The following is a 19,411-nucleotide window of genomic DNA, read 5'->3' as shown; positions in this document are numbered from 1 at the left end:
ACCGTGGGCCGCATGACCTACAGCGAAGCCTTCGATCTCGTCGACGCCGGTCAGGGTCGGTGGGAGGTGCGCTACCGCGACACCGCGATGGCGGCCGCGCGGATCTGGCGCGGAACGGACGGCTTCGAGCTGCGCGACTGGTCCAACCGCGTCGTCGCCACGTTCCCCTCGATCGACGACGCGCTGCGCCGGCTGGTGACGAGCCCCGCTATCCTTCCGAGGTGACCTCCGCTCCGCTCGCCCGCCGACTCGGGCTGGCCGACGCGATCGTCATCGGCGTCGGGTCGATGGTCGGCGCCGGCGTGTTCGCCGCCTTCACCCCGGCGGCGCAGGCTGCGGGTAACGGCCTTCTGATCGGGCTCGCCGTCGCCGCGCTCGTCGCCCTCTGCAACGCCACCTCGACCGCGCAGCTCGCCGCGGTCTACCCGGTCTCGGGCGGAACCTACGTCTACGGCCGTGAGCGCCTCGGCCCGTGGTGGGGCTTCGTGGCCGGGTGGGGGTTCGTCGTCGGCAAGACCGCGAGCTGCGCCGCGATGGCGCTCGTGTTCGCCGCCTACGCCGCTCCGGCCGGATGGGAACGGCCGGTCGCCGTGGTGGCGGTGCTCGCCCTCGCGGCCGTCAACTACTTCGGGGTCACCCGGACCGCGGCCCTCACCCGCGCGATCGTCGTCGTCGTGCTGCTCGCCCTCGCGATCGCCGTCGCCGCAGGGGCGACATCCATGCCCCCTGCCCTGCCGCTGGCCGACGGCCTGCTCGCCGGCGGGGTCTACGGCATCCTCCAGTCGGCCGGACTGCTCTTCTTCGCGTTCGCCGGGTACGCGCGTATCGCCACGATGGGGGAGGAGGTGCGCGACCCGGCCCGCACGATCCCGCGCGCCATCGTCGTGGCCCTGGCCGCCGCGGTCGTGGTCTACGCGGCGGTGGCCGTCGCGCTGCTGGGTTCGCTCGGAGCCGACGGGGTCGCGTCGTCCGACGCCCCGGTCGCCGACATGGTCACCGCGAGCGGGTGGGAGTGGGCCGCGCCCGTGGTCCGCGTCGGCGCCGCGGCCGCGTCGCTCGGGGCGCTGCTCGGGCTCATCGCCGGCATCGGCCGCACGACCCTGGCGATGGCGCGCGAGGGAGACCTGCCGGGATGGCTCGCCGCCGTGCACCCGCGGTACCGGGTGCCGCACCACGCCGAAATCGCCCTCGCCGTCGTGGTGAGCGTGCTCGTCGTCGCGGTCGACCTGCGAGGCGCGATCGCGTTCTCGTCGTTCGGGGTGCTCGTCTACTACTTCGTGGCCAACGTCGCGGCGTTCGGCCAGCCGGCGGCGCAGCGGCGGTACCCGAAAGCGATGCAGATCGTCGGGGCGGTGGCCTGCCTGGTGCTCGTCGCGACGCTGCCCGTCGCCGGCGTGATCGGCGGGGTCGTCGTGCTGGCGGTCGGCGTGGTCTACCGGTCGGTCGCCGTTCGCACACAGTGACGACGGCGCGACCGCGTAGGCTGGTAACCGGTGTGCCGGGAAGTCTGGTCGGCGGGCGGTCAGACGACCGCTCTCGACGCGACCGGACCCCGTCCGGGATAACGAAAGCAGCCAGATGGCCCACGACCCCCACTTTCCCGCCGACCAGGCGCCGCACTCCATCTGGCGCGGCATCCACCAGACGCTGGGCAAAGACACCGTCGGCGGCGCCCTGCTGCTCGGCGCCACCGTGCTCGCCCTGATCCTGGCCAACACCGGTGCCGCGGGGTTCTACAACTCCCTGCGCGACTTCACTTTCGGCCCCGAGTCGCTGCACCTGAACCTCAGCGTCGGCGCCTGGGCCGCTGACGGGCTGCTCGCGATCTTCTTCTTCGTGGTCGGGCTCGAGCTGAAAGAGGAGTTCGTCGCGGGCAAGCTCCGCAACATCCGCACCGCCATCGTGCCCATCGCGGCGGCCGTCGGAGGAGTGATCGTTCCGGCACTGATCTACGTCGTGGTGAACCTGAACTCCGGCGAGGCCGCGCTGCAGGGCTGGGCGATCCCGGCCGCGACCGACATCGCCTTCGCGGTCGCCGTGATCGCGGTCGTCGGCCGTCATCTCCCGCCCGCGCTGCGCACCTTCCTGCTCACGCTGGCCGTGGTCGACGACCTGCTCGCCATCTCCATCATCGCGGTCTTCTACACCGACGAGATCGACTTCCTCTACCTCGGCCTCGCGGTCATTCCGCTCGCCCTCTTCGCGGTCGCCGTGCAGCGGGGCGTCCGCGCCTGGTGGATCCTCATCCCGCTGGGCGTCGTCACCTGGGCGCTCGTCCACGCCTCCGGCATCCATGCCACCGTCGCCGGCGTGCTGCTCGGCTTTATGGTGCCCGTGATCGCGACGAAGCGCGCCCGGGTCGCGGCCGGAACCGACGCGTCCGGCCGGCAGCTCTACGACGGCTTCGCCGCCCACTTCGCCGACCGCTGGAGCGTGGTCTCCACCGCCGTCGCAGTCCCGCTGTTCGCGTTCTTCTCCGCCGGGGTCACCGTCGGCGGCATCGCCGGGCTCGCCGAATCGTTCAGCGACACAATCGCCCTCGGAATCGTCGCCGGTCTCGTGCTCGGCAAGGCGATCGGCATCACCGCGACGACGTTCCTCGTCACCCGCGTGCCGGGTCTACAGCTCGACCCCTCGCTGAAGTGGGTCGACATGATCGGCATGGCATTCGTGGCCGGCATCGGCTTCACCGTCTCGCTGCTCGTCGGCGAACTGTCGTTCGGATCGGGCAGCGCCTCCGACGACCACGTCAAGGTCGGCGTCCTCGCGGGCTCCCTCGTCGCGGCGAGCATCGGCGCGGTGATCCTCGGTGCCCGCAATCGGCACTACCGGTCGCTACGCGACTGATTCAGACGAGCGGACGCCGGTGGGCTCACGCGCGGCCAACCCGCCGACTCCGTGACGAAACCTTTGGTTAACATGCCGGGGCTAGGTTCGTGACACCGGCGCGACAAGCCGCAGCGCCCGACCGACGACAGGGGACCAGAGTTTTGACGCAATCACACCGCTCCCGCACGAGAGTCGGCCTCGCCGGCGCGCTCGGGCTCGCACTCGCCGCCGTGCCGCTGGCGACCGCGCCGGCCATGGCTGCTCCCGGCGACGTCGTCGAGATCAGCCTGCTCAACATCAACGACTTCCACGGCCGCATCGACGAGAACACCGTGAAGTTCGCCGGAACCGTCGAGCAGCTGCGCGCCGCCGCGGGCGAGGCGAACACCCTGTTCCTCTCCGACGGCGACAACATCGGCGCCTCGCTCTTCGCCTCCTCGTCGCAGGACGACCAGCCCACGATCGACGTGCTGAATGCGCTCGAGCTGCGCACCTCGGCCGTCGGCAACCACGAGTTCGACAAGGGCTTCTCCGACCTCGCCGGCCGCGTCGCCACCGCGGCCGACTGGAGCTACCTCGGCGCCAACGTGTACCAGAAGGGCACGACCACCCCCGCGCTGCAGGAGTACGAGATCTTCACCGTCGGCGGCATCGACATCGCCGTGATCGGCGCCGTCACCGTCGAGACGCCCACCCTCGTCTCGCCCGGCGGCATCACCACGGTCGACTTCGGCGACCCCGTCGCGGCGGTGAACCGCGTCGCCGCGCAGATCGATAGCGCCGGCCTCGCCGACGTCATCGTCGCCGAGTACCACGAGGGCGCGAGCGCGGGAACGCCCGATGGCGCGACACTCGAAGCCGAGCTCGCCCTCGACAGCGCGTTCACAAGCATCGTGCAGAACACCAGCGCGAGCGTCGACGCGATCTTCACCGGCCACACCCACAAGCAGTACTCGTGGGACGCCCCGGTTCCCGGCGTGCCCGGCAAGACCCGCCCCGTGCTGCAGACCGGCAACTACGGCGAGAACATCGGCCAGATCGCGCTGACCGTCGACGCGACCACCGGCGACGTCGTCAGCTACGTGGCCGGCAACGTCGCGCGTACCGAGACCGACGACGCCGAACTGATCGCGGCCTACCCGCGCGTCGCCGAGGTGAACACCATCGTCACCGCCGCGCTCGCCGCCGCCGCGACCATCGGCGACCAGCCGATCGGGTCGATCACCGCCGACATCACCACGGCCTTCGCCGAGGGCGAGCGCGACGACCGCGCCTCGGAGTCCACGCTCGGCAACCTGGTCGCGAACTCGCTCGTCACGAGTCTGGCCGACGAGACGCTGGGCGGCGCCGAGATCGGTGTCGTCAACCCCGGCGGTCTGCGTTCCGACCTCACCTTCGCGAGTTCCGCGGTCGGCGAGGGCGACGGCGTCGTGACCTACGCCGAGGCCAACGCGGTGCTGCCCTTCGTCAACAACCTCTGGACGACCACGCTCACCGGCGCGCAGTTCGCGACTCTCCTCGAGCAGCAGTGGCAGCTCGACGAGAACGGCGACGTGCCCTCCCGCCCGTTCCTCAACCTCGGCCTCTCGAGCAACGTGAACTACACGTTCGACCCGGCCGCGGCGCAGGGCGAGCACATCACGAGCATCACCGTCGACGGCGAGCCGATCGACCCGGCCCGGGGCTACCGCATCGGTTCGTTCAGCTTCCTGGTTCTCGGCGGCGACAACTTCCGCGAGTTCGCGAACGGCACCGACACCCGTGATTCCGGCCTGATCGACCGCGACGCGTGGATCGGCTACATCTCGGCGAGCAGCCCGCTCTCGCCCGACTTCGCCCGTCACGGTGTCGCCGTCTCCGGCGTTCCCGCATCGGTCGAAGCCGGCGCGGAAGCGTCGCTCACCCTCGGCACGCTCGACCTCACGTCGCTCGGCAGCCCGACGACGACCGCGGTCAGCCTGGCGTTCGACGGCAGCGCGGCAGCGCCCGTCGAGGCGGCGTTCGCGGCCGACGGCGCGCTCGCGTTCACCGTTCCGGCCGACGCCCCGGCGAGCACCACGCTCGTGGTGACCTCGGCCGAGTCGGGCACCGTCGTGCGCGTGCCGCTCGCGGTGACGCAGCCGGCCGCGGCGGTTCCGCCGGTCGAGACGGAGCCCGCGGCTGCAGAGCCCGAGCTCGCGGCCACCGGCGTCGACGTCGGCCCGGCCGCCGGCGGTGCGGCGCTGCTGCTGATGCTCGGTCTCACCCTGCTGGTGGTCCGCCGCCGTCGCGAGGTGGCTGGCTCGCGTCGCTAAATAGCGGCGCGACGCACGAAGGCCCCCGGTGTGAACCGGGGGCCTTCGTCAGTGGTGCCGGATTAGCGGCTGAGCAGCGAGCCGAGGCCCAGGTTGCTCGTGAGGTCGCCGACGAGGCCGTCGACCTCGGTGACGCCGTCGACGAGGTCGCCCACGTCGGAGCCGATGTCAGACGAGGTCGAGCCGCCGGTGACCGGTGCCGTTACCTCGGGTGCGACCGGTGCCACGACCTCGGGCGTCACAGGAGCGACGACCTCGGGGGCGACGTCGGTGACCGGTGCGACCGGGGCGGTGACCGGCGCGGTCACCTCGGGGGTGACGGGAGCCGTGACCGGCGCGGTGACGGGTGCGTCGACCGCGGTGTCGTTGCCCGAAGCGATGGGCGTCTCGTTGCCCGACGCGATCGGTGCGGTGATGGGCGCGGCCACATCGTTGCCCGAGGCGACCGGTGCGGCGACGTCGTTGCCGCTGAGTGCGTCGCCGCTCGCGACGTCGCCCACGTTCACGTCGCCCACCTGCGGGGCGAGCACGACGGGGGTGCCGAGCGAGACGGAGCCGAAGAGCTCGGAGATGTCTCCGAAGAGGTCAGTGCTGGTGTTCGTGGTGGTGCTGTCCGTCGAGGAGTCGCTCGTCGTGTCGGCGGACGCGGGTCCGGCGAAACCGACGAATACGAGTGCGGCGGCTGCGGTTGCTCCACCGGCGACGGTCATGGTCTTCTTCGTGATGTTGTTCATTGCTGAACTCCTTCATATAGGCCCTCGGATCTCCCCGAACCAGTGAGGCCGGTCGTTCCCGAGTGCACTGGGGGTCCGGATCGACCCGGGGAACCGGATTGGTGGGTTTTCGCCCTGACCCCCGATCGAGGGTGGTTACGAAGAAAGTCATGCCCCGTCGATCACCGCCATGACGGGCGTCGATTGGATGGCGCGGCCGAACCTCCGCAAATGCCGAGTGCGCTCGCAACCCGGTCCTGTTATGGCTGCCAATCTGCGGCGGCGTCGGCGTGCGGCATCCCGCTTCTGTTGCAGCCGGCCACGCGGGACGGTCTGGTGGCGGGGGAAATCGCACCGGCTGGCCAGCCGGCCGTTACTCGGGTGCGGGCGCCGTGGCCTTCATCGTGTCGTAGGCCGCGAGCGCGTCTTTGCGCGACTTCGCGAGGTCGACGATCGGCTCGGGCGGGTACTCCCCGGTCTCCAGCTCGGGCACCCAGCGGTTGATGTAGCTGCCCTGCTTGTCGAACTTCTGGGCCTGCAGCACGGGGTTGAAGACGCGGAAGTACGGCGCGGCATCGGCACCGCTGCCGGCGACCCACTGCCAGTTGCCGGGGTTGCTCGCCTCGTCAGCGTCGACGAGGGTGTCCCAGAACCACTGCTCGCCCACGCGCCAGTCCACGAGCAGGTTCTTGATCAGGAAGCTCGCGGTGACCATGCGCACGCGGTTGTGCATCGTGCCGGTCTGCCAGAGCTCGCGCATGCCGGCGTCGACGAGCGGCACGCCGGTCTTGCCCTGGCGCCAGGCGTCGATCGCCCACTGAGGGGTGTCTGCCCACGGGAAGGCGTCGAACGCCGAGCGGTAGTTGCGCTCGTGCAGCTCGGGGAAGTTGTAGAGGATGTTCCAGTTGAATTCGCGCCAGCCGACCTCGCTCAGGAACTTCGCACCGTTCGCCTGCGCCTCGCGCGAGAGCGAGCCGCGCAGCCGGTGCCAGATCTGCAGCGGGCTGATCTCGCCGAAACGCAGGTGCGGGCTCAGGCCGCTCGTCGTCTCGATGCCGGGCTCGTCGCGACGGTGGTAGTCCTCGAGCACGTCGTCGGCGAAGCGCTCGAGCCGGTCGTGCGCGTTGCTCTCGCCCGGGGCGCAGTGCTCGCGCAGACCGCCGGCCCAGTCGGGCGCGGTCGGCAGCAGGGCCCAGCTCTCGAGGTCGTCGCTCGTCGCCGGTGCCGATGAGAGTGCGGATGGCGCGTCCAGCGGTTCGCGCGCGACGCCCTGCTCGAGGCACGCCTTCCAGAACGGGGTGAAGACGCGGAACGGATTGCCGTCCTGCGTCGTGACCGTCCACGGTTCGAACAGCAGGTTGGCGCGGAAGCTCTCCACGGTCAGCCCCCGGTCGCGCAGGCTCGACTTCAACGCGGCGTCGATGTCGCGCGCGCGGCCGTAACGGCGGTTCCAGTAGACGGCCCCGGCCCCGGTCTCCTCGACGAGCTTCGGGATCTCGGTCTCGGCCCCGCCGCGGCGCAGCACGAGCCGGCCGCCGAGCGCGTCGATGTCGGCGCCGAGCGACGTGAGGCTGCCGTGCAACCACCACTTGAGCGCGGCACCGAGCGGGCGCACGCCGTTGCTCACCTCGTCGAGCAGGTAGACGATGACGACGGGCGCGCCGCGGTCGACGGCCGCGGTCAGTGCGGGGTTGTCGGCGAGGCGCAGGTCGTCGCGCAGCCAGACGATCGAGGGGGCCTGGTCGCCGCTCACTGCTTGCCTAGGCGCAGCTTCTCGGTGAGCGCGGTCAACTGGCGCAGCTCGTCGGCGTCGAGCACGCTGCCCACGCGGTCGCGGATCGACTGGGCGTGGATGACTGCCACCCGGCGGAAGAGTTCGTATCCGGCATCCGTAATGCTCACGATGGTGCCGCGCCCGTCGCCGGGGTCGCTCTGCTTGGTGACGAGCTCACGCTGCACGAGACGGTCGACCAGACGGCTGACGCTCGGCTGGGTCAGCAGCAGGTGGCGGTTGAGATCGCGGATGCGGAGGCGACGCTCGGGCTGCCGGGTGAGGTTGAACAGCACGTCGTATTCGTTGAAGGAGAGTTCGGCGGTGGGGAACTCCGCGTTGAGCTGGCGAAGTACGGAGACCTGGGCGCGGAAGAGCGATTCCCACGCATCGACGGCTAACGACTTATCACTCACGCGACAACTCTATGCACCTGCACCGACTTCGCGGCAATTGCCCGCGGAAACTCGACAGATTGTCCGCCGGGGGAGTAGGGCCGTTCAGAAGGCCCGTTAAACAGGATTGAGGGTCGGTTTCAGAGGCTAGAAACCGACCCTCTCCCTTGCACCAAGAGTGTCCTGCAATCACATTCCGCTTCAGTTGCCACAGCAAACAACTTCAGCTCGATAAATATATAACGGTGCGGTAACGAAGCGCTAGTTATGCAATCGTTATTTTTCTGCGAGTTTTCTGAGAGCCGTTCAAGGCCCGTATTTCCGGGCTTTTGCGGGCAGGATGGCGGTGCCGAAACCGGCGAAATCACCCTGTCGAGCGGCTCACCGGGCCGTCTCGTCCTGTCGGCGGGGCGACGCTGCGACCCTCCCAGCGTCGTGTGGTTCGGTGGACTCTCGCCCCATCGACGCCCGGGAGTCGCCCGCTTCTGAGTAACGGATGCCCTTGCCAGCCCGATCGGTGAGGATGAGAGCATGAAACTCGATCTCACTGGAACCACGGCCCTCGTCACCGGATCGACCCAGGGCATCGGACTCGCGATCGCCACCGGGCTCGCGGATGCCGGCGCCCACGTCATCGTGAACGGGCGCCGGGCGGAAAGCGCCGACGCCGCGGCCGAGGCGATCCGGTCAGCCGTGGCCGGCGCGCAGGTGGCGACCCTCGTCGCCGATCTCGCTACCGAGGAGGGAGCCGGCACGGCGGCCGAACTCTTCCCGGATGTCGACATCCTGATCAACAATCTCGGCATCTTCGGCTCGCAGGATGCTCTCGAGATCAGCGACGACGAATGGCGACGCTATTTCGAGACCAACGTGCTGTCCGCGGTGCGCCTGACTCGAACCTATCTGCCGCGGATGATGGAGCGGGGCTGGGGCCGTGTGCAGTACATCGCGAGCGACTCGGCCTTCGTCACGCCGATCGAGATGATCCACTACGGCGTCTCCAAGACCGCCCTGCTGGGCGTCTCGCGCGGGTTCGCGAAGGTGGCCGCGGGGTCGGGCGTCACGGTGAACTCCGTCATCGCCGGCCCCACTCACACCGGCGGTGTCGAAGACCTCGTCTACGAACTGATCGACCGGTCGGTGCCGTGGGACGAGGCGCAGCGCCGCTTTATGGCCGAGCACCGTCCGCAGTCCCTGCTGCAGCGGCTGATCGAGCCGGAGGAGATCTCCAACATGGTCGTCTACCTGAGCTCGCGGCAGGCGTCGGCGACGACGGGCGGCGCGGTCCGGGTCGACGGCGGGTACGTCGACTCGATCGCACCCTGAGCTAGGCCGACGGCACCGCGCGCTGCCGCAGGCACCACGCCGCGATGAGGTCGATCGTCGTCGCGAACTCGGTGGAGTGCGGCCGGTTGAGGAACGCGTGCCGGGCCTCGGGCAGCACGTGGCGTTCCACCTCGACCCCCGCGTCGACGAGTTCGGCGGCGAAGAGCTCGCTCGACGCGCGCATGCCGTCCCGGTCGGCGTCGACCATCAGGGTCGGCGGATACCCGCGGAGGTCGTGCCCGCCGGCGAAGGCGAGGCTCTGCTGCCGGCCGTCGCGTGACGTGGCGTAGTTGCGGTTCATCGCGTCGAGCGCCCACGGCGCGTGCGAGAGGCGGCGGTGGCCGCGCACGCGCCGCTGGATCTCGCGGACGCGCGGGAATGTGGCGTGGAAGAACCCGTAGGCGAGCACAACGCCCTTCGGCTGCGCAATGCCCGCTCCGTCGAGCGCGGCGGCCGCGGTGAGGCATGCGCCCGCGCTCGCGCCGCCGACGACGATGCCGTGCGGCGCCTGTTCGCCGATATCGCGATGCACGGCGAGCACGTCGTGCACGGGCAGGGGGAAGCGCACGCGGCTCGTGGACGTGCGCCCGACCACGGGGAGCGGCGCGAGCCGGTAGTCCACCGCGACGACGGGGATGCCGCGGGTCGCGAGCGCTCGTGCGACGGCGTCGGATTCGGGCTGGTCGAGGCCGCCGCGGAAGAACCCGCCCCCGTGCGACCAGACGAACGTCGGCGCGGCTGCGGCCGCGGCATCCCGCACCGGCTCGGACCGGCGCACGACGACACCGCCGCCGGTCCTCGCGACGGCCTCGTCGGTGACGATGACCGCGAGCGGGCCGGCAGAATTCATGGGACCAGCCTAGAACGGCAGTCCGTCGACAGGATGCCGCGGCCGGCGCCCCGCGATCCGTCCTGTCGAGCGGCTCATGCGGCGATCTCCTCCTGTCGGTCGCGCGTCGACGGGAGTGGTCAGGCGCTGCCGAGCTGGCGATCGATCGGCACGGTCCTGTCGATGACGACGTCGCCGGTGTGCGTCGTCGTCACCGTCTCGATCAGCACGATCCCGACTTCCTCCGCCGCGACGGGGTTGTGCCGTACGCCCTTCGGCACGACGTAGAAGTCGCCGGCCTCGAGAGCCACCTCGCGGTCGCCCTCGAGCTGGATGCGCAGGCTGCCGTAGACCACGACGAACATCTCGTCTTCACCGTCGTGCGCGTGCCAGACGAGTTCGCCGAGGAGCTTGGCGACCTTGACGTACTGGTCGTTGACCCGGCCGACGACCCGCGGGGTCCAGTGCTGCGACACCTGGTCGAGTTCGTGGCGGATGCGTGTCGGTTCGAGGAGGTCCATGGATTCAGCCTAGGTGTCGAGGTGCGCGCAATATTCACCTCGCATTCGCCCGCGCGAACGCGCGGAGCCCTACAGTGACAGGCACGAACCCGCCGCCGCCGAGGGGAGACCCGTGTCCGACCAGATCGAGGAGCCGACCGCCACCGCCCGCAATCCGCTGCCCGCGTTGGTTGTCACCGCGGTGGCCGCGCTAGTGATCCTGGCCTTGTCGTTCCTGCCGTCGACGGGAGGCACCGACAGCGAGGGCGCGGTGTTCCCGAGCCAGGTCGCGAGCTATTCGTGGTGGACGGCGGGGCTCCGGGGCTCCGAGGTCGATGCCGCGGTCGTCGTCTATCAGAACGGCGTCGGCGTGGAATTCATGGACTTCCCGCAGGCCGTGCTGATCGGCACGGACGGCAGTACCTACCGGCGGCTCGGCGCCGCCGAAGGGCGGTCGTTCCCGGAGAACCAGGGCGACCCGGCCGCCAGCGTGCTCTCGGCCGACGGCACCTTCGTGGTCATCGCCGGCAGCAGCCGCAAGGGCAGTATCGAGGTGTTGCGCCTGAGCGACGGGCAGAGCCGCTCGATCACGATCGACGACGGGCGCAGCGCGATCCCGGCGAGCATCACGGCCGACGGCCGGTCGGTCCTGTTGCTCACCAGCGACGACACCCTGACGCCGTACCAGGACATGAACTTCCGGCTGCACGCCGACCTCGCCCTGCTCGACCTCGAAACCGGCGAACTGCGCGACTTCGCCGAGGTCGCGGGGACCAACTCGGCAGCGATCTCGCCCGACGGTTCGCGCATCGTCGCCGACACCGACGACGGGGTGGTGCTGATCGACGTCGCCGACGGCCGGGTGACAGCGACCGACATCGTTGCGAGGTACGCGCAGCTCGACGGCGACGCTTGGGCGCCCGACGGCGAGAGCTTCGCCTTCCAGCTCGGCCACGCCCTGCACGTGGTCGACGTGTCCGGGCGCGACGCGGTCGAGCGCACCGTCCCGCTGTCGGGAGTCGACTACGGCGTAGCGATCGGCTGGCGTGACGACGGCACGGCGCTCGTGTACGCGGGCGACGACTCGGGCGAGAACAGGGCCTGGTTCTACTGGGCAGACACCGAGTCCGGCGAGCTCGAGCAGATCTCCGCCTACACCCCCGACTTCACCCGCGCCTCGCTCAGCAGCGCCGACGTCGCCCGCGACCTCGTGCCCGACCTGCGCGTCGAGAACCGGGTGCCGGAACGCGGCGGCCCGCCCGTCTGGCTGCTGCTGCCCCTCGCGCTGGTGCCGGGGCTCGTGGTCTGGCTGCTGACCCCGAAGCGTCCGAAGCGCGCCGCCAAAAAGCGCCCGGAAGTGCTCTCCGTACAGCGTTGACCACCGCCGGCTCCGCTCGGAGAGCCGCGCCGCCGCAAGGAGGAGGCGCTCGTCGTCCGATCGGTGTATCTTCGCCCGGGCCCCTCGGGCGCGGACGACCGCGCGGCTATCGTGGGCGCTGACCGAGGCCGGCCTCGCCGTCGACGTGCGCGCCGACGGCTGCGAGATCTGACGCCCGCGGGCGGCCGAGAAGCGCGCGAACCCAGCGTCCACGCGGCATCCGGGGCCACAATGGAGCCATGGCCGCAACGCGAGGTGTCTCCCTTCCCAAGCTGGGCGAATTCACGGAGGGCGAGAAGCCGGATGACGCGTCGCTGCGAAGCCGCGGACGCCGGTTCAGCGAGCTCGTGCGTATCGCCCGCAAGCACGGGCTGCTTCCCTTCCGCAAGCTCGACTTCAGCCGTGACCCCGACGCCGCCGTCACCCGGCTCGCGCAGGCCGAGGGGCTGCGTCGCGCGCTCGAGGAGGCCGGCGGCGCGTTCGTGAAGATGGGGCAGCTGCTCTCCACCCGCGACGACCTGCTGCCCGAGGAGTGGTCGTCGACACTCGCACACCTGCAGAAGAACGTGGCGCCCGCCCCGTGGGACGAGGTGGAGGCCCTGCTCGAGGGCGAGCTCGGCGCTCCCCTCGACGAGGTGTTCGCGTCGTTCGACCGCGAGCCCGTGGCCGCGGCATCCATCGCCCAGGTGCACCGCGCGACGCTGGCCGACGGTACGACGGTCGCCGTGAAGATCCAGCGTCCCGGTATCGCCGCCGCGGTGCGCCGCGATGTCGACATCGCGCTGCGCGTCACCCGCATCATCGCGCGCACCTCCGCCGCGGCCAGGCAGCTCGGCATCGAGAAGATCGCCGAGCAGTACGCCGCGGATCTCGTGCGGCAGGTCGACTTCCGGCTGGAGGCCATCAACCTCGCCGCGCTGCGGGCCACCCAGGCCCGCAGCCCACGGGCCGACGAGGTGCTGCTGCCCGAGCTGTTCGGCGAACTGTCGTCGGGCCGTGTGCTCGTGATGGAGTTCATCGAGGGCGACACCCTGAGCGCGGTCAAGGCCGCCTCGGGCACCTCCCGCGATCTCACCGCGACGATGCGCCTCGTGCTGCGCGCCTTCGTGCGCCAGGTCGTGTTCGACGGGGTCTATCACGCCGATCTGCACCCCGGAAACATCATGCTGCGCGCCGACGGCCGCCCCGTGCTCGTCGACTTCGGCTCGGTCGGGCGCCTCGACCGCGGGCTGCGCGAGACGATCCAAGACCTCGTCATCGCCTACCTGCAGGGCGACACCCAGCGCATCGCCGACGGCATGCTCACCCTCGCCCCGCTCGCCGACGGCGGCGACGAAGAGGCCTTCCGCCGCGACCTCTCCACGTTCATCACCTACGAACTCGGGCCGGGGGCGAAAATAGACGCCGACACCGTGGATGCCGCGGTCGACGTCTTCGGCCGGTACGGCATCGCCGTTCCGAGCGAGCTGGTCGCGGCCGGGCGCGCGTTCGTGATCCTCGACGGTTCCATCCGCACCCTGCTGCCCGACTTCGACCTGCTCGAAGAATCCCGCGCCCTCGCCAGCGAACAGGTGGGCGAGCTGATGAACCCCGAGTCGGTGCGCGACCTCGTGACGACCGAGCTGCTCGCGCTGGCGCCGGGACTCCGACGCCTGCCGCGCCGTCTCGACCGCATCGGCAACGCGCTCGAGACCGGCACCCTCAACGTCAATGTGCGGCTGCTCGCCGACCGCCGCGACCGCCGCCTGCTCGCCGGTTTCGTGCGGCAGACCCTCGCGGTGGTGGTCGCGATCGCGACCGGCGTGCTTTCGCTCGTGTTCCTCACGATGCCGACCCCCGACCAGGTCGGCGTGATCACGCCGGCGACCGCGGGAATCGCGCTGGGCGTCGCCGCGCTCGTCGTGCTCGCGGCGACACTGGTCGACGTGCTGCTGACGCGTCGCCGCGGCTGATCGCCCCGCGGGCGCCCGCCGCCGCCCGCAGTCGCCGCCCGCAGCCGCCGTCGCTGCCCGCCGTCGCTGCCCGCCGTCGCTGCCCGCCCGACTGTTCGCCCGCCCGACTGCCCGCCAGCCCTTTCCCCGCAGGATGCCGCATATCGACCCATCTTCGCGAGAAACAGGTCGATTCGCGGCAACGCGCGCGCGAACGCCTCCGGTGACGGTGGTGCGTGTTTGGCTGGACGCATGACCGGTTACGCGAGCGACTTCCTCGGGCCCGAACTGCCCCTGCCCGGCACCGCTGCGGGGCGGCTGATCCGGGTGCTCGACTACGAACACTTCACCGTGCAGCTCGACCCGGTGCGCAGGCTGGCGGCCGCGACATCCGTCAACATCGACGGTTCTCTACTGCGGGATGTCGCGAGGAGCGACGACTGGCACCTCGACGACCGGGTGCCGGCCGACGAGCAGGCGGGCCCGCAGCTGTACGCGCGCAACGATCTCGACCGCGGGCATCTCGTGCGGCGCCGCGACCCGGTCTGGGGCACGGCCGCCGCTGCCCGACGCGCCAACGTCGACAGCTTCGTCTACACCAACGCGGCACCGCAGGCCGCGGGGTTCAACCAGTCGAAGGAGCTCTGGGTCGGGCTCGAAGACCACGTGCTCGAGCACGCCCGCGCCAACCGCCAGCGCCTCAGCGTCTTCACCGGGCCGGTCTTTGCCGGCGACGACCCGGAATATCGGGGAGTGCGGATCCCGCGCCTGTTCTGGAAGGCCGCGGCCTGGGCGACGTCCGCGGGACTCGCGGCTACCGCCTACGTGCTCGACCAGACGCCGGCGCTCGACGACGTCGATCTCGATACCGCCCGGGCGATCGCCGCGGGCGACCCGCCGCCGCTGGGACCGTTCCGCACGTTCCAAGTGCCGGTGTCGGATGTCGCGTCCCTGACCGGCCTCGACCTGGGCGACCTGGTCGCCGCCGATGTGCTGGTCGCGGCTGCCGCCCGGCCGGGTCCGGTGCCGTGGCGCCCGCTCCGCGCGCCGGGGGACATGGTGCTGGGGCCGCTCGCGGACTCCGCCTCTCGGGGGTGACCGTGTCGGTGGTCCGGCCCAGCGTGGAACCAGCGAATCGCAATGACGAGAGGAGCGGACCATGTTGCGAGGACTCACCACGGTGGCCTATCTGGCGGCCGATCTGGACGCGGCGAAGAACTGGTACACGGAGGTGCTGGGTACCGAGCCGTACTTCGACCGCACCGAGTACGTCGAGTTCCGAATCGGCGACTACGAGCACGAACTCGGCATTCTGGACAGCAGGTTCCTCGGCGACCTGAGCGGGTCGGAAGCGGGTGGGTCAGACGCGGTTCCCGCCGGCCCGGGCGGCGCGATCGTCTACTGGCACGTCGACGACGCGCAGGTCGCCTACGACCGGCTGATCGAACTCGGCGCGCAGCCGTTCCAGCCGCCACGGGATTTCGGCGAGGGGTTTATCGGCGCCTCGGTCATCGACCCCTTCGGCAACGTGCTGGGCGTGATGTACAACCCGCACTACCTCGCGGTGCTCGAGCGCCGGGTGGGCTAGGGCTCAGATCCAGCTAAGGCTCAGATCCAGCTAGGGCTCAGATCCGGCTAGGGCTCAGACGTCTTCGGCGACGCTGTACCGCACGAGCGTCGGCGGCTCGGCGAGTATCGTGCCGAGATTGCTGGCGCCCTCGGGGGTCGCACGCCATGCGCGGTAGGCGTCGTCGTGGGCGAAGGACTCCCACGATTGGCTCAGCACGATGTGCGTGGGGTCGTTCTCGTCCACCAGCACGTCGACGCCGTGGTTGCCGTCGAATACACGCGTCGCCTCGAGTACCCCCGAGATGACGGCGTGCGCCTCGTCGACGGATTCAGGCTTGATGGTCAGGGCGAGCAGCGATGTGATCGGCACGGTGTTCCTCCGGTTCTCCACCGGGGCGGGAAACGCCCCGGGCTTGCCCTGAGCCTAAACGACGCCGCCGCCTCCGACACGACGTTGCCCGAAGGACGCCGCTGGGTAGACGAGGCCGTGGCCCGGATAGGGCTGGGCCTAGATGAAGTCGGGGCTCGGGGTCGTCGCCTGGCGGATCGAGACGTCGGCGTGACGGTCGAAGCGGTAGCCGACGCCGCGCACGGTGCGCACGATGTCTTCGTAGGCGCCGAGCTTCGAGCGCAGGCGACGCACGTGCACGTCGATGGTGCGCTCGTTGGGGATCTCGTCGTCGCCGGCGGCCCAGAGCGAGCTGATCAGTTCGGCGCGGTCGATCGTGCGGCCCTCGCGCAGCACGAGGTACTGCAGCAGCTCGAACTCCTTGTAGGTGAGGGGAGCGGTGTCGCCGTCGAGCAGGAGGCGCTTGCGCGAGATGTCGATGACGACTCCGCCGCGGGGCTTGGCCTCGACCGCGGGGGTCTGGCGCTGGCGGGCGAGTGCGGCCGGGTCCTGGAGGGCGAGGCGCACGACGTCGACGTCGCGTCCGCCGGCACCCTGGGGGGCGAGCGCGACGGCGGCGTAGGTTTCGGCGCTGGGCACGAGGCCGGTGACGAGGTGCTTCAGCTGCTCGACGATCTGGCCGAGCTCGAGGCCGGCGAGTTCCGCCTTCAGCTCGTCGACGCCCACGTAGAGCACGAAGCCGCGGGCTTCGGTTCCGGCGGGGACGGCGCGGAGGCGGGGCTGCGCCGAATCGGTCGCCTGCGTGCTGACGGGGGAGGAGAGCTGCTCCGTCGCGACGAGCGAACGTGCGGGGCTGGAAGTGAAAGAGGTGGTCGGGCGGTCAATGGTTGCGAGCGACATGGCTTCGAGAGTCCTTGAAAGGGGTGAAGGGCCTCTAATGATGAGGGTGTGATTCCTTCTGGGTAATTCTGTGACGCGGGGGTGGAGGCTCTCCGTAATGAAAGGAGGCGACCTGGAGTTCTCGGACTCTCAAGGAATAAGAGCGGAACTCGGCGAGGGGTTGGCCGTTAGGCACACATTCGACAACACATCGCGCCGACCGGCATCATGCCGTCGGTCCCGCGGGCCGTGAGGCCTGACAGGGAGTGCGCGTGGAAAGTCATAGATGCAACTATCTGGCACGAGTCACCGTCGTGTCAAGTGCGGTTGTCGCTTCAACCAAGAATTCACCGCCGGCTGGCCACCCCGCGCGGTTTCGGGGCGCGTCGAACGTGCCGAAGCGGCCGGGTGGTGCGTCGGGCCGGGTGTGGAGGGGCGTCGAGGCTAGACGAGCCCGTACAGGCGGTCGCCGGCGTCGCCGAGGCCGGGAACGATGTAGCCGTGCTCGTTGAGGCGTTCGTCGAGCGCGCCGAGCACGATGGTCACGTCGCCGCGTCCCTCCATCGCCTTCTCGACGGCCGCGAGGCCCTCGGGAGCCGCGATCAGGCAGACGGCCGTGACGTCGACGGCGCCGCGGGCGAAGAGGAAGTCGATCGCCGCGATGAGCGATCCGCCCGTGGCGAGCATGGGGTCGAGCACGAAGCACTGGCGGTTCGACAGGTCGTCGGGCAGACGCTCGGCGTAGGTCTCGGGCTGCAGTGTCTCTTCGTTGCGCACCATCCCGAGGAATCCGACCTCGGCGGTGGGGACGAGTTTGACCATTCCCTCGAGCATGCCGAGACCGGCGCGCAGGATGGGCACGACCAGTGGACGCGGGGTGCTGATCGCGAGCCCCTGGGTCTCGGAGACCGGGGTCTGGATGGTGACGACCTCGGTGCGCACGTTGCGGGTGGCCTCGTAGGCGAGCAGGGTCATCAGCTCTTCGGCGAGGGCGCGGAACGTCGGCGACGGTGTCGTCTTGTCGCGCAGCACGGTGAGCTTGTGCGTGATGAGCGGGTGGTCGGCAACGTGAACTCGCATGTGCCCAATCTACTGGAGTGCACCGCGCTTCCCGCCCGCAGCGGGAGGTCGAATAGGCTCGGTGGGGTTCAGGAGGTGGGCATGACTCAGTACGAGGAGTGGATGCGCGAGGCGATCGCCGACGCGCGTCTCGCGTTCGACACCGGCGACGTGCCCGTGGCCGCTTTTGTGCTGGATGCCGCGGGCAACCGTATCGGCACGGGACGCAACGAGCGCGAGCTGCACAAGGATCCGACGGCCCACGCCGAGGTGCTCGCGATCCGGGAGGCGGCGCAGGCGCTCGGCGACTGGCACCTGCTCGACACGACCCTCGTCGTCACGCTCGAGCCGTGCATCATGTGCGCGGGGGCGATCCTCAACTCGCGGATCCCGCGCGTGGTCTTCGGCGCGTGGGACGAGAAGGCCGGGGCGGTGGGAAGCGTCTACGACCTGCTGCGCGACCGGAGGTTGAACCACCGGGTCGAGGTCGTCGCCGGCATCGAGGCCGAGGCGTGCGCCGACCTGCTGCTCGACTTCTTCAGCTCGAAGCGCTGACCCGTCGCGGGTCGAGCCTGTCGAGGCCCTTCGACAGCCTCAGGGGCCGGAGGTCAGTCGGCGGCCTTGATCACGATCGCGTCGGTCGCGGGGTTCGCGTCGTTCGGCCGCACGTACACGTCGGGTTCGATGTAGATCACCCGTGCGATAGGCACCGCCGCGCGGATGCTCGCTTCGAGTTCGTTGATGTCGTTCGCGACATCCGCCAGCTTTCTGGTTCTGGCAAAGGCGACTTTGGCACCGACGAGCAGCTCGTCCGGCCCGAGGTAGAGCGTCTTCATGTGGATGAGCGCTTCGACCTGCGGCTGCGAGTTGATCGCGGCGCGGATCGCCTCGGTGTCGGCGACGGATGCGCCCTCGCCGACGAGCAGGCTCTTCGTCTCGATGCCGAGCACGATCGCGACGAGAACGAGCAGCACGCCGATGGCGAGGGTCCCGATGGCGTCGAAGGTGGCGTCGCCGGTGATGACGGAGAGGCCGACGCCGAGGAGCGCGAGCGCGAGGCCGATGAGCGCGGCGAAGTCTTCGAGCAGCACGACGGGCAGTTCGGGGGCCTTCGCGTGACGGATGAACGCCACCCAGCCCTGCTTGCCGCGCACGTGGTTCGACTCTTTGATCGCGGTGCGGAAGGAGAATCCTTCGAGGCTCATCGCGATCACGAGCACGAGGATCGGCAGCCAGGCGTTCTCGAGCTCGTGCGGGTGCTGCAGCTTCTCGATGCCCTCGTAGATGGAGAAGACTCCACCGATGGAGAACAGGATGATCGACACGACGAAGGCGTAGACGTAGCGTTCGCGTCCGAACCCGAACGGGTGGTCGGCGTTGGCCTTCTTCTTCGCTTTGCGGCCGCCGAGCAGCAGGAGGCCCTGGTTGCCGGTGTCGGCGAGCGAGTGCACACCCTCGGCGAGCATCGAGCTCGAGCCGGAGAAGGCGAATGCGATGAACTTCGTGACCGCGATTCCCAGGTTTGCGAGGAGTGCCGCGATTATTGCCCTGTTCCCACCGGATGCGCTCATAGGGCCAATCTTAGGATG

General features: G+C 70.0%; 18 protein-coding genes and 1 pseudogene. 10 read left to right on the top strand and 9 right to left on the bottom strand.

Going from position 1 to position 19,411, the window contains the following annotated elements; genetic code table 11:
* The first annotated feature begins 12 nt into the window (after positions 1 to 12).
* From HD599_RS14920 to HD599_RS14905, 4 genes and pseudogenes are all read left to right on the top strand, one after another.
* Positions 13 to 225 (top strand): hypothetical protein, encoded by a 213-nt coding sequence (locus HD599_RS14920; RefSeq protein WP_184238960.1) that lies wholly within the window; start codon positions 13 to 15, stop codon positions 223 to 225.
* Positions 222 to 1,463, top strand: coding sequence for an amino acid permease (locus HD599_RS14915; RefSeq protein WP_184238958.1), 1,242 nt, complete (start codon positions 222 to 224; stop codon positions 1,461 to 1,463). Before HD599_RS14920 ends, HD599_RS14915 begins: the two co-directional genes overlap by 4 nt.
* A 115-nt stretch (positions 1,464 to 1,578) precedes the next feature.
* Complete coding sequence (nhaA, locus tag HD599_RS14910) at positions 1,579 to 2,847, top strand: Na+/H+ antiporter NhaA (protein WP_184238956.1); 1,269 nt, start codon at positions 1,579 to 1,581, stop codon at positions 2,845 to 2,847.
* Positions 2,848 to 3,083: 236 nt separating this feature from the next.
* Positions 3,084 to 5,123 (top strand): annotated as a pseudogene (locus HD599_RS14905) (bifunctional metallophosphatase/5'-nucleotidase); the annotation flags it as partial.
* Between the two features lie 62 nt (positions 5,124 to 5,185).
* On the opposite strand, the gene HD599_RS14900 reads toward HD599_RS14905, so the two are convergent.
* The 3 genes from HD599_RS14900 to HD599_RS14890 form a co-directional block, all read right to left on the bottom strand.
* Positions 5,186 to 5,857: a hypothetical protein gene (locus HD599_RS14900; protein WP_184238954.1), complete on the bottom strand. Its 672-nt coding sequence runs from the start codon at positions 5,855 to 5,857 to the stop codon at positions 5,186 to 5,188.
* Between the two features lie 352 nt (positions 5,858 to 6,209).
* Complete coding sequence (locus HD599_RS14895) at positions 6,210 to 7,589, bottom strand: FAD-binding domain-containing protein (RefSeq protein WP_184238952.1); 1,380 nt, start codon at positions 7,587 to 7,589, stop codon at positions 6,210 to 6,212.
* Positions 7,586 to 8,023: a MarR family transcriptional regulator gene (locus tag HD599_RS14890; protein ID WP_184238950.1), complete on the bottom strand. Its 438-nt coding sequence runs from the start codon at positions 8,021 to 8,023 to the stop codon at positions 7,586 to 7,588. The genes HD599_RS14895 and HD599_RS14890 overlap by 4 nt, the downstream gene beginning before the upstream one ends.
* A gap of 510 nt (positions 8,024 to 8,533) precedes the next feature.
* Between HD599_RS14890 and HD599_RS14885 the strand changes: the two genes are divergently transcribed.
* Positions 8,534 to 9,328 (top strand): SDR family NAD(P)-dependent oxidoreductase, encoded by a 795-nt coding sequence (locus tag HD599_RS14885; protein WP_184238948.1) that lies wholly within the window; start codon positions 8,534 to 8,536, stop codon positions 9,326 to 9,328.
* Between the two features lies 1 nt (position 9,329).
* Here HD599_RS14885 and HD599_RS14880 read toward each other — a convergent pair whose 3' ends face one another.
* Both HD599_RS14880 and HD599_RS14875 read right to left on the bottom strand, forming a co-directional pair.
* Positions 9,330 to 10,178 carry an alpha/beta hydrolase gene (locus HD599_RS14880; RefSeq protein ID WP_184238946.1) on the bottom strand — a complete coding sequence of 283 codons (849 nt, stop codon included), beginning with the start codon at positions 10,176 to 10,178 and terminating at the stop codon, positions 9,330 to 9,332.
* 119 nt (positions 10,179 to 10,297) lie between these two features.
* On the bottom strand, positions 10,298 to 10,678 hold the full coding sequence (locus HD599_RS14875) for a cupin domain-containing protein (RefSeq protein WP_184238944.1): 381 nt from the start codon (positions 10,676 to 10,678) through the stop codon (positions 10,298 to 10,300).
* A gap of 112 nt (positions 10,679 to 10,790) precedes the next feature.
* On the opposite strand from HD599_RS14875, the gene HD599_RS14870 reads away from it, so the two are divergent.
* The 4 genes from HD599_RS14870 to HD599_RS14855 all read left to right on the top strand — a co-directional run bounded on the left by HD599_RS14870 (position 10,791) and on the right by HD599_RS14855 (position 15,554).
* Positions 10,791 to 12,035, top strand: coding sequence for a WD40 repeat domain-containing protein (locus HD599_RS14870; RefSeq protein ID WP_184238941.1), 1,245 nt, complete (start codon positions 10,791 to 10,793; stop codon positions 12,033 to 12,035).
* A gap of 239 nt (positions 12,036 to 12,274) precedes the next feature.
* Positions 12,275 to 13,987 carry an ABC1 kinase family protein gene (locus tag HD599_RS14865; protein ID WP_184238939.1) on the top strand — a complete coding sequence of 571 codons (1,713 nt, stop codon included), beginning with the start codon at positions 12,275 to 12,277 and terminating at the stop codon, positions 13,985 to 13,987.
* A 231-nt stretch (positions 13,988 to 14,218) separates the two neighbouring features.
* Complete coding sequence (locus tag HD599_RS14860) at positions 14,219 to 15,064, top strand: DNA/RNA non-specific endonuclease (protein WP_184238937.1); 846 nt, start codon at positions 14,219 to 14,221, stop codon at positions 15,062 to 15,064.
* A gap of 61 nt (positions 15,065 to 15,125) precedes the next feature.
* Positions 15,126 to 15,554, top strand: a complete 429-nt coding sequence (locus HD599_RS14855; RefSeq protein WP_184238935.1) for a VOC family protein — start codon at positions 15,126 to 15,128, stop codon at positions 15,552 to 15,554.
* 54 nt (positions 15,555 to 15,608) lie between these two features.
* Here HD599_RS14855 and HD599_RS14850 read toward each other — a convergent pair whose 3' ends face one another.
* From HD599_RS14850 to upp, 3 genes are all read right to left on the bottom strand, one after another.
* On the bottom strand, positions 15,609 to 15,905 hold the full coding sequence (locus tag HD599_RS14850) for an antibiotic biosynthesis monooxygenase (RefSeq protein ID WP_184238933.1): 297 nt from the start codon (positions 15,903 to 15,905) through the stop codon (positions 15,609 to 15,611).
* Between the two features lie 138 nt (positions 15,906 to 16,043).
* A complete protein-coding gene (locus HD599_RS14845; protein ID WP_184238931.1) occupies positions 16,044 to 16,784 on the bottom strand; it encodes a winged helix-turn-helix domain-containing protein in 741 nt (246 codons plus the stop codon).
* Positions 16,785 to 17,207: 423 nt separating this feature from the next.
* Positions 17,208 to 17,843, bottom strand: coding sequence for a uracil phosphoribosyltransferase (upp, locus tag HD599_RS14840; protein ID WP_184238928.1), 636 nt, complete (start codon positions 17,841 to 17,843; stop codon positions 17,208 to 17,210).
* 81 nt (positions 17,844 to 17,924) lie between these two features.
* Between upp and tadA the strand changes: the two genes are divergently transcribed.
* Positions 17,925 to 18,377, top strand: coding sequence for a tRNA adenosine(34) deaminase TadA (gene tadA / locus HD599_RS14835; protein ID WP_184238925.1), 453 nt, complete (start codon positions 17,925 to 17,927; stop codon positions 18,375 to 18,377).
* Between the two features lie 53 nt (positions 18,378 to 18,430).
* Here tadA and HD599_RS14830 read toward each other — a convergent pair whose 3' ends face one another.
* Complete coding sequence (locus tag HD599_RS14830) at positions 18,431 to 19,393, bottom strand: cation diffusion facilitator family transporter (protein WP_184238923.1); 963 nt, start codon at positions 19,391 to 19,393, stop codon at positions 18,431 to 18,433.
* Between the last annotated feature and the right edge of the window lie 18 nt (positions 19,394 to 19,411).

It is taken from the genome of Conyzicola lurida, from assembly GCF_014204935.1.
Classification (GTDB): domain Bacteria; phylum Actinomycetota; class Actinomycetes; order Actinomycetales; family Microbacteriaceae; genus Conyzicola; species Conyzicola lurida.
This window is presented reverse-complemented; position numbering and strand designations above follow the sequence as displayed.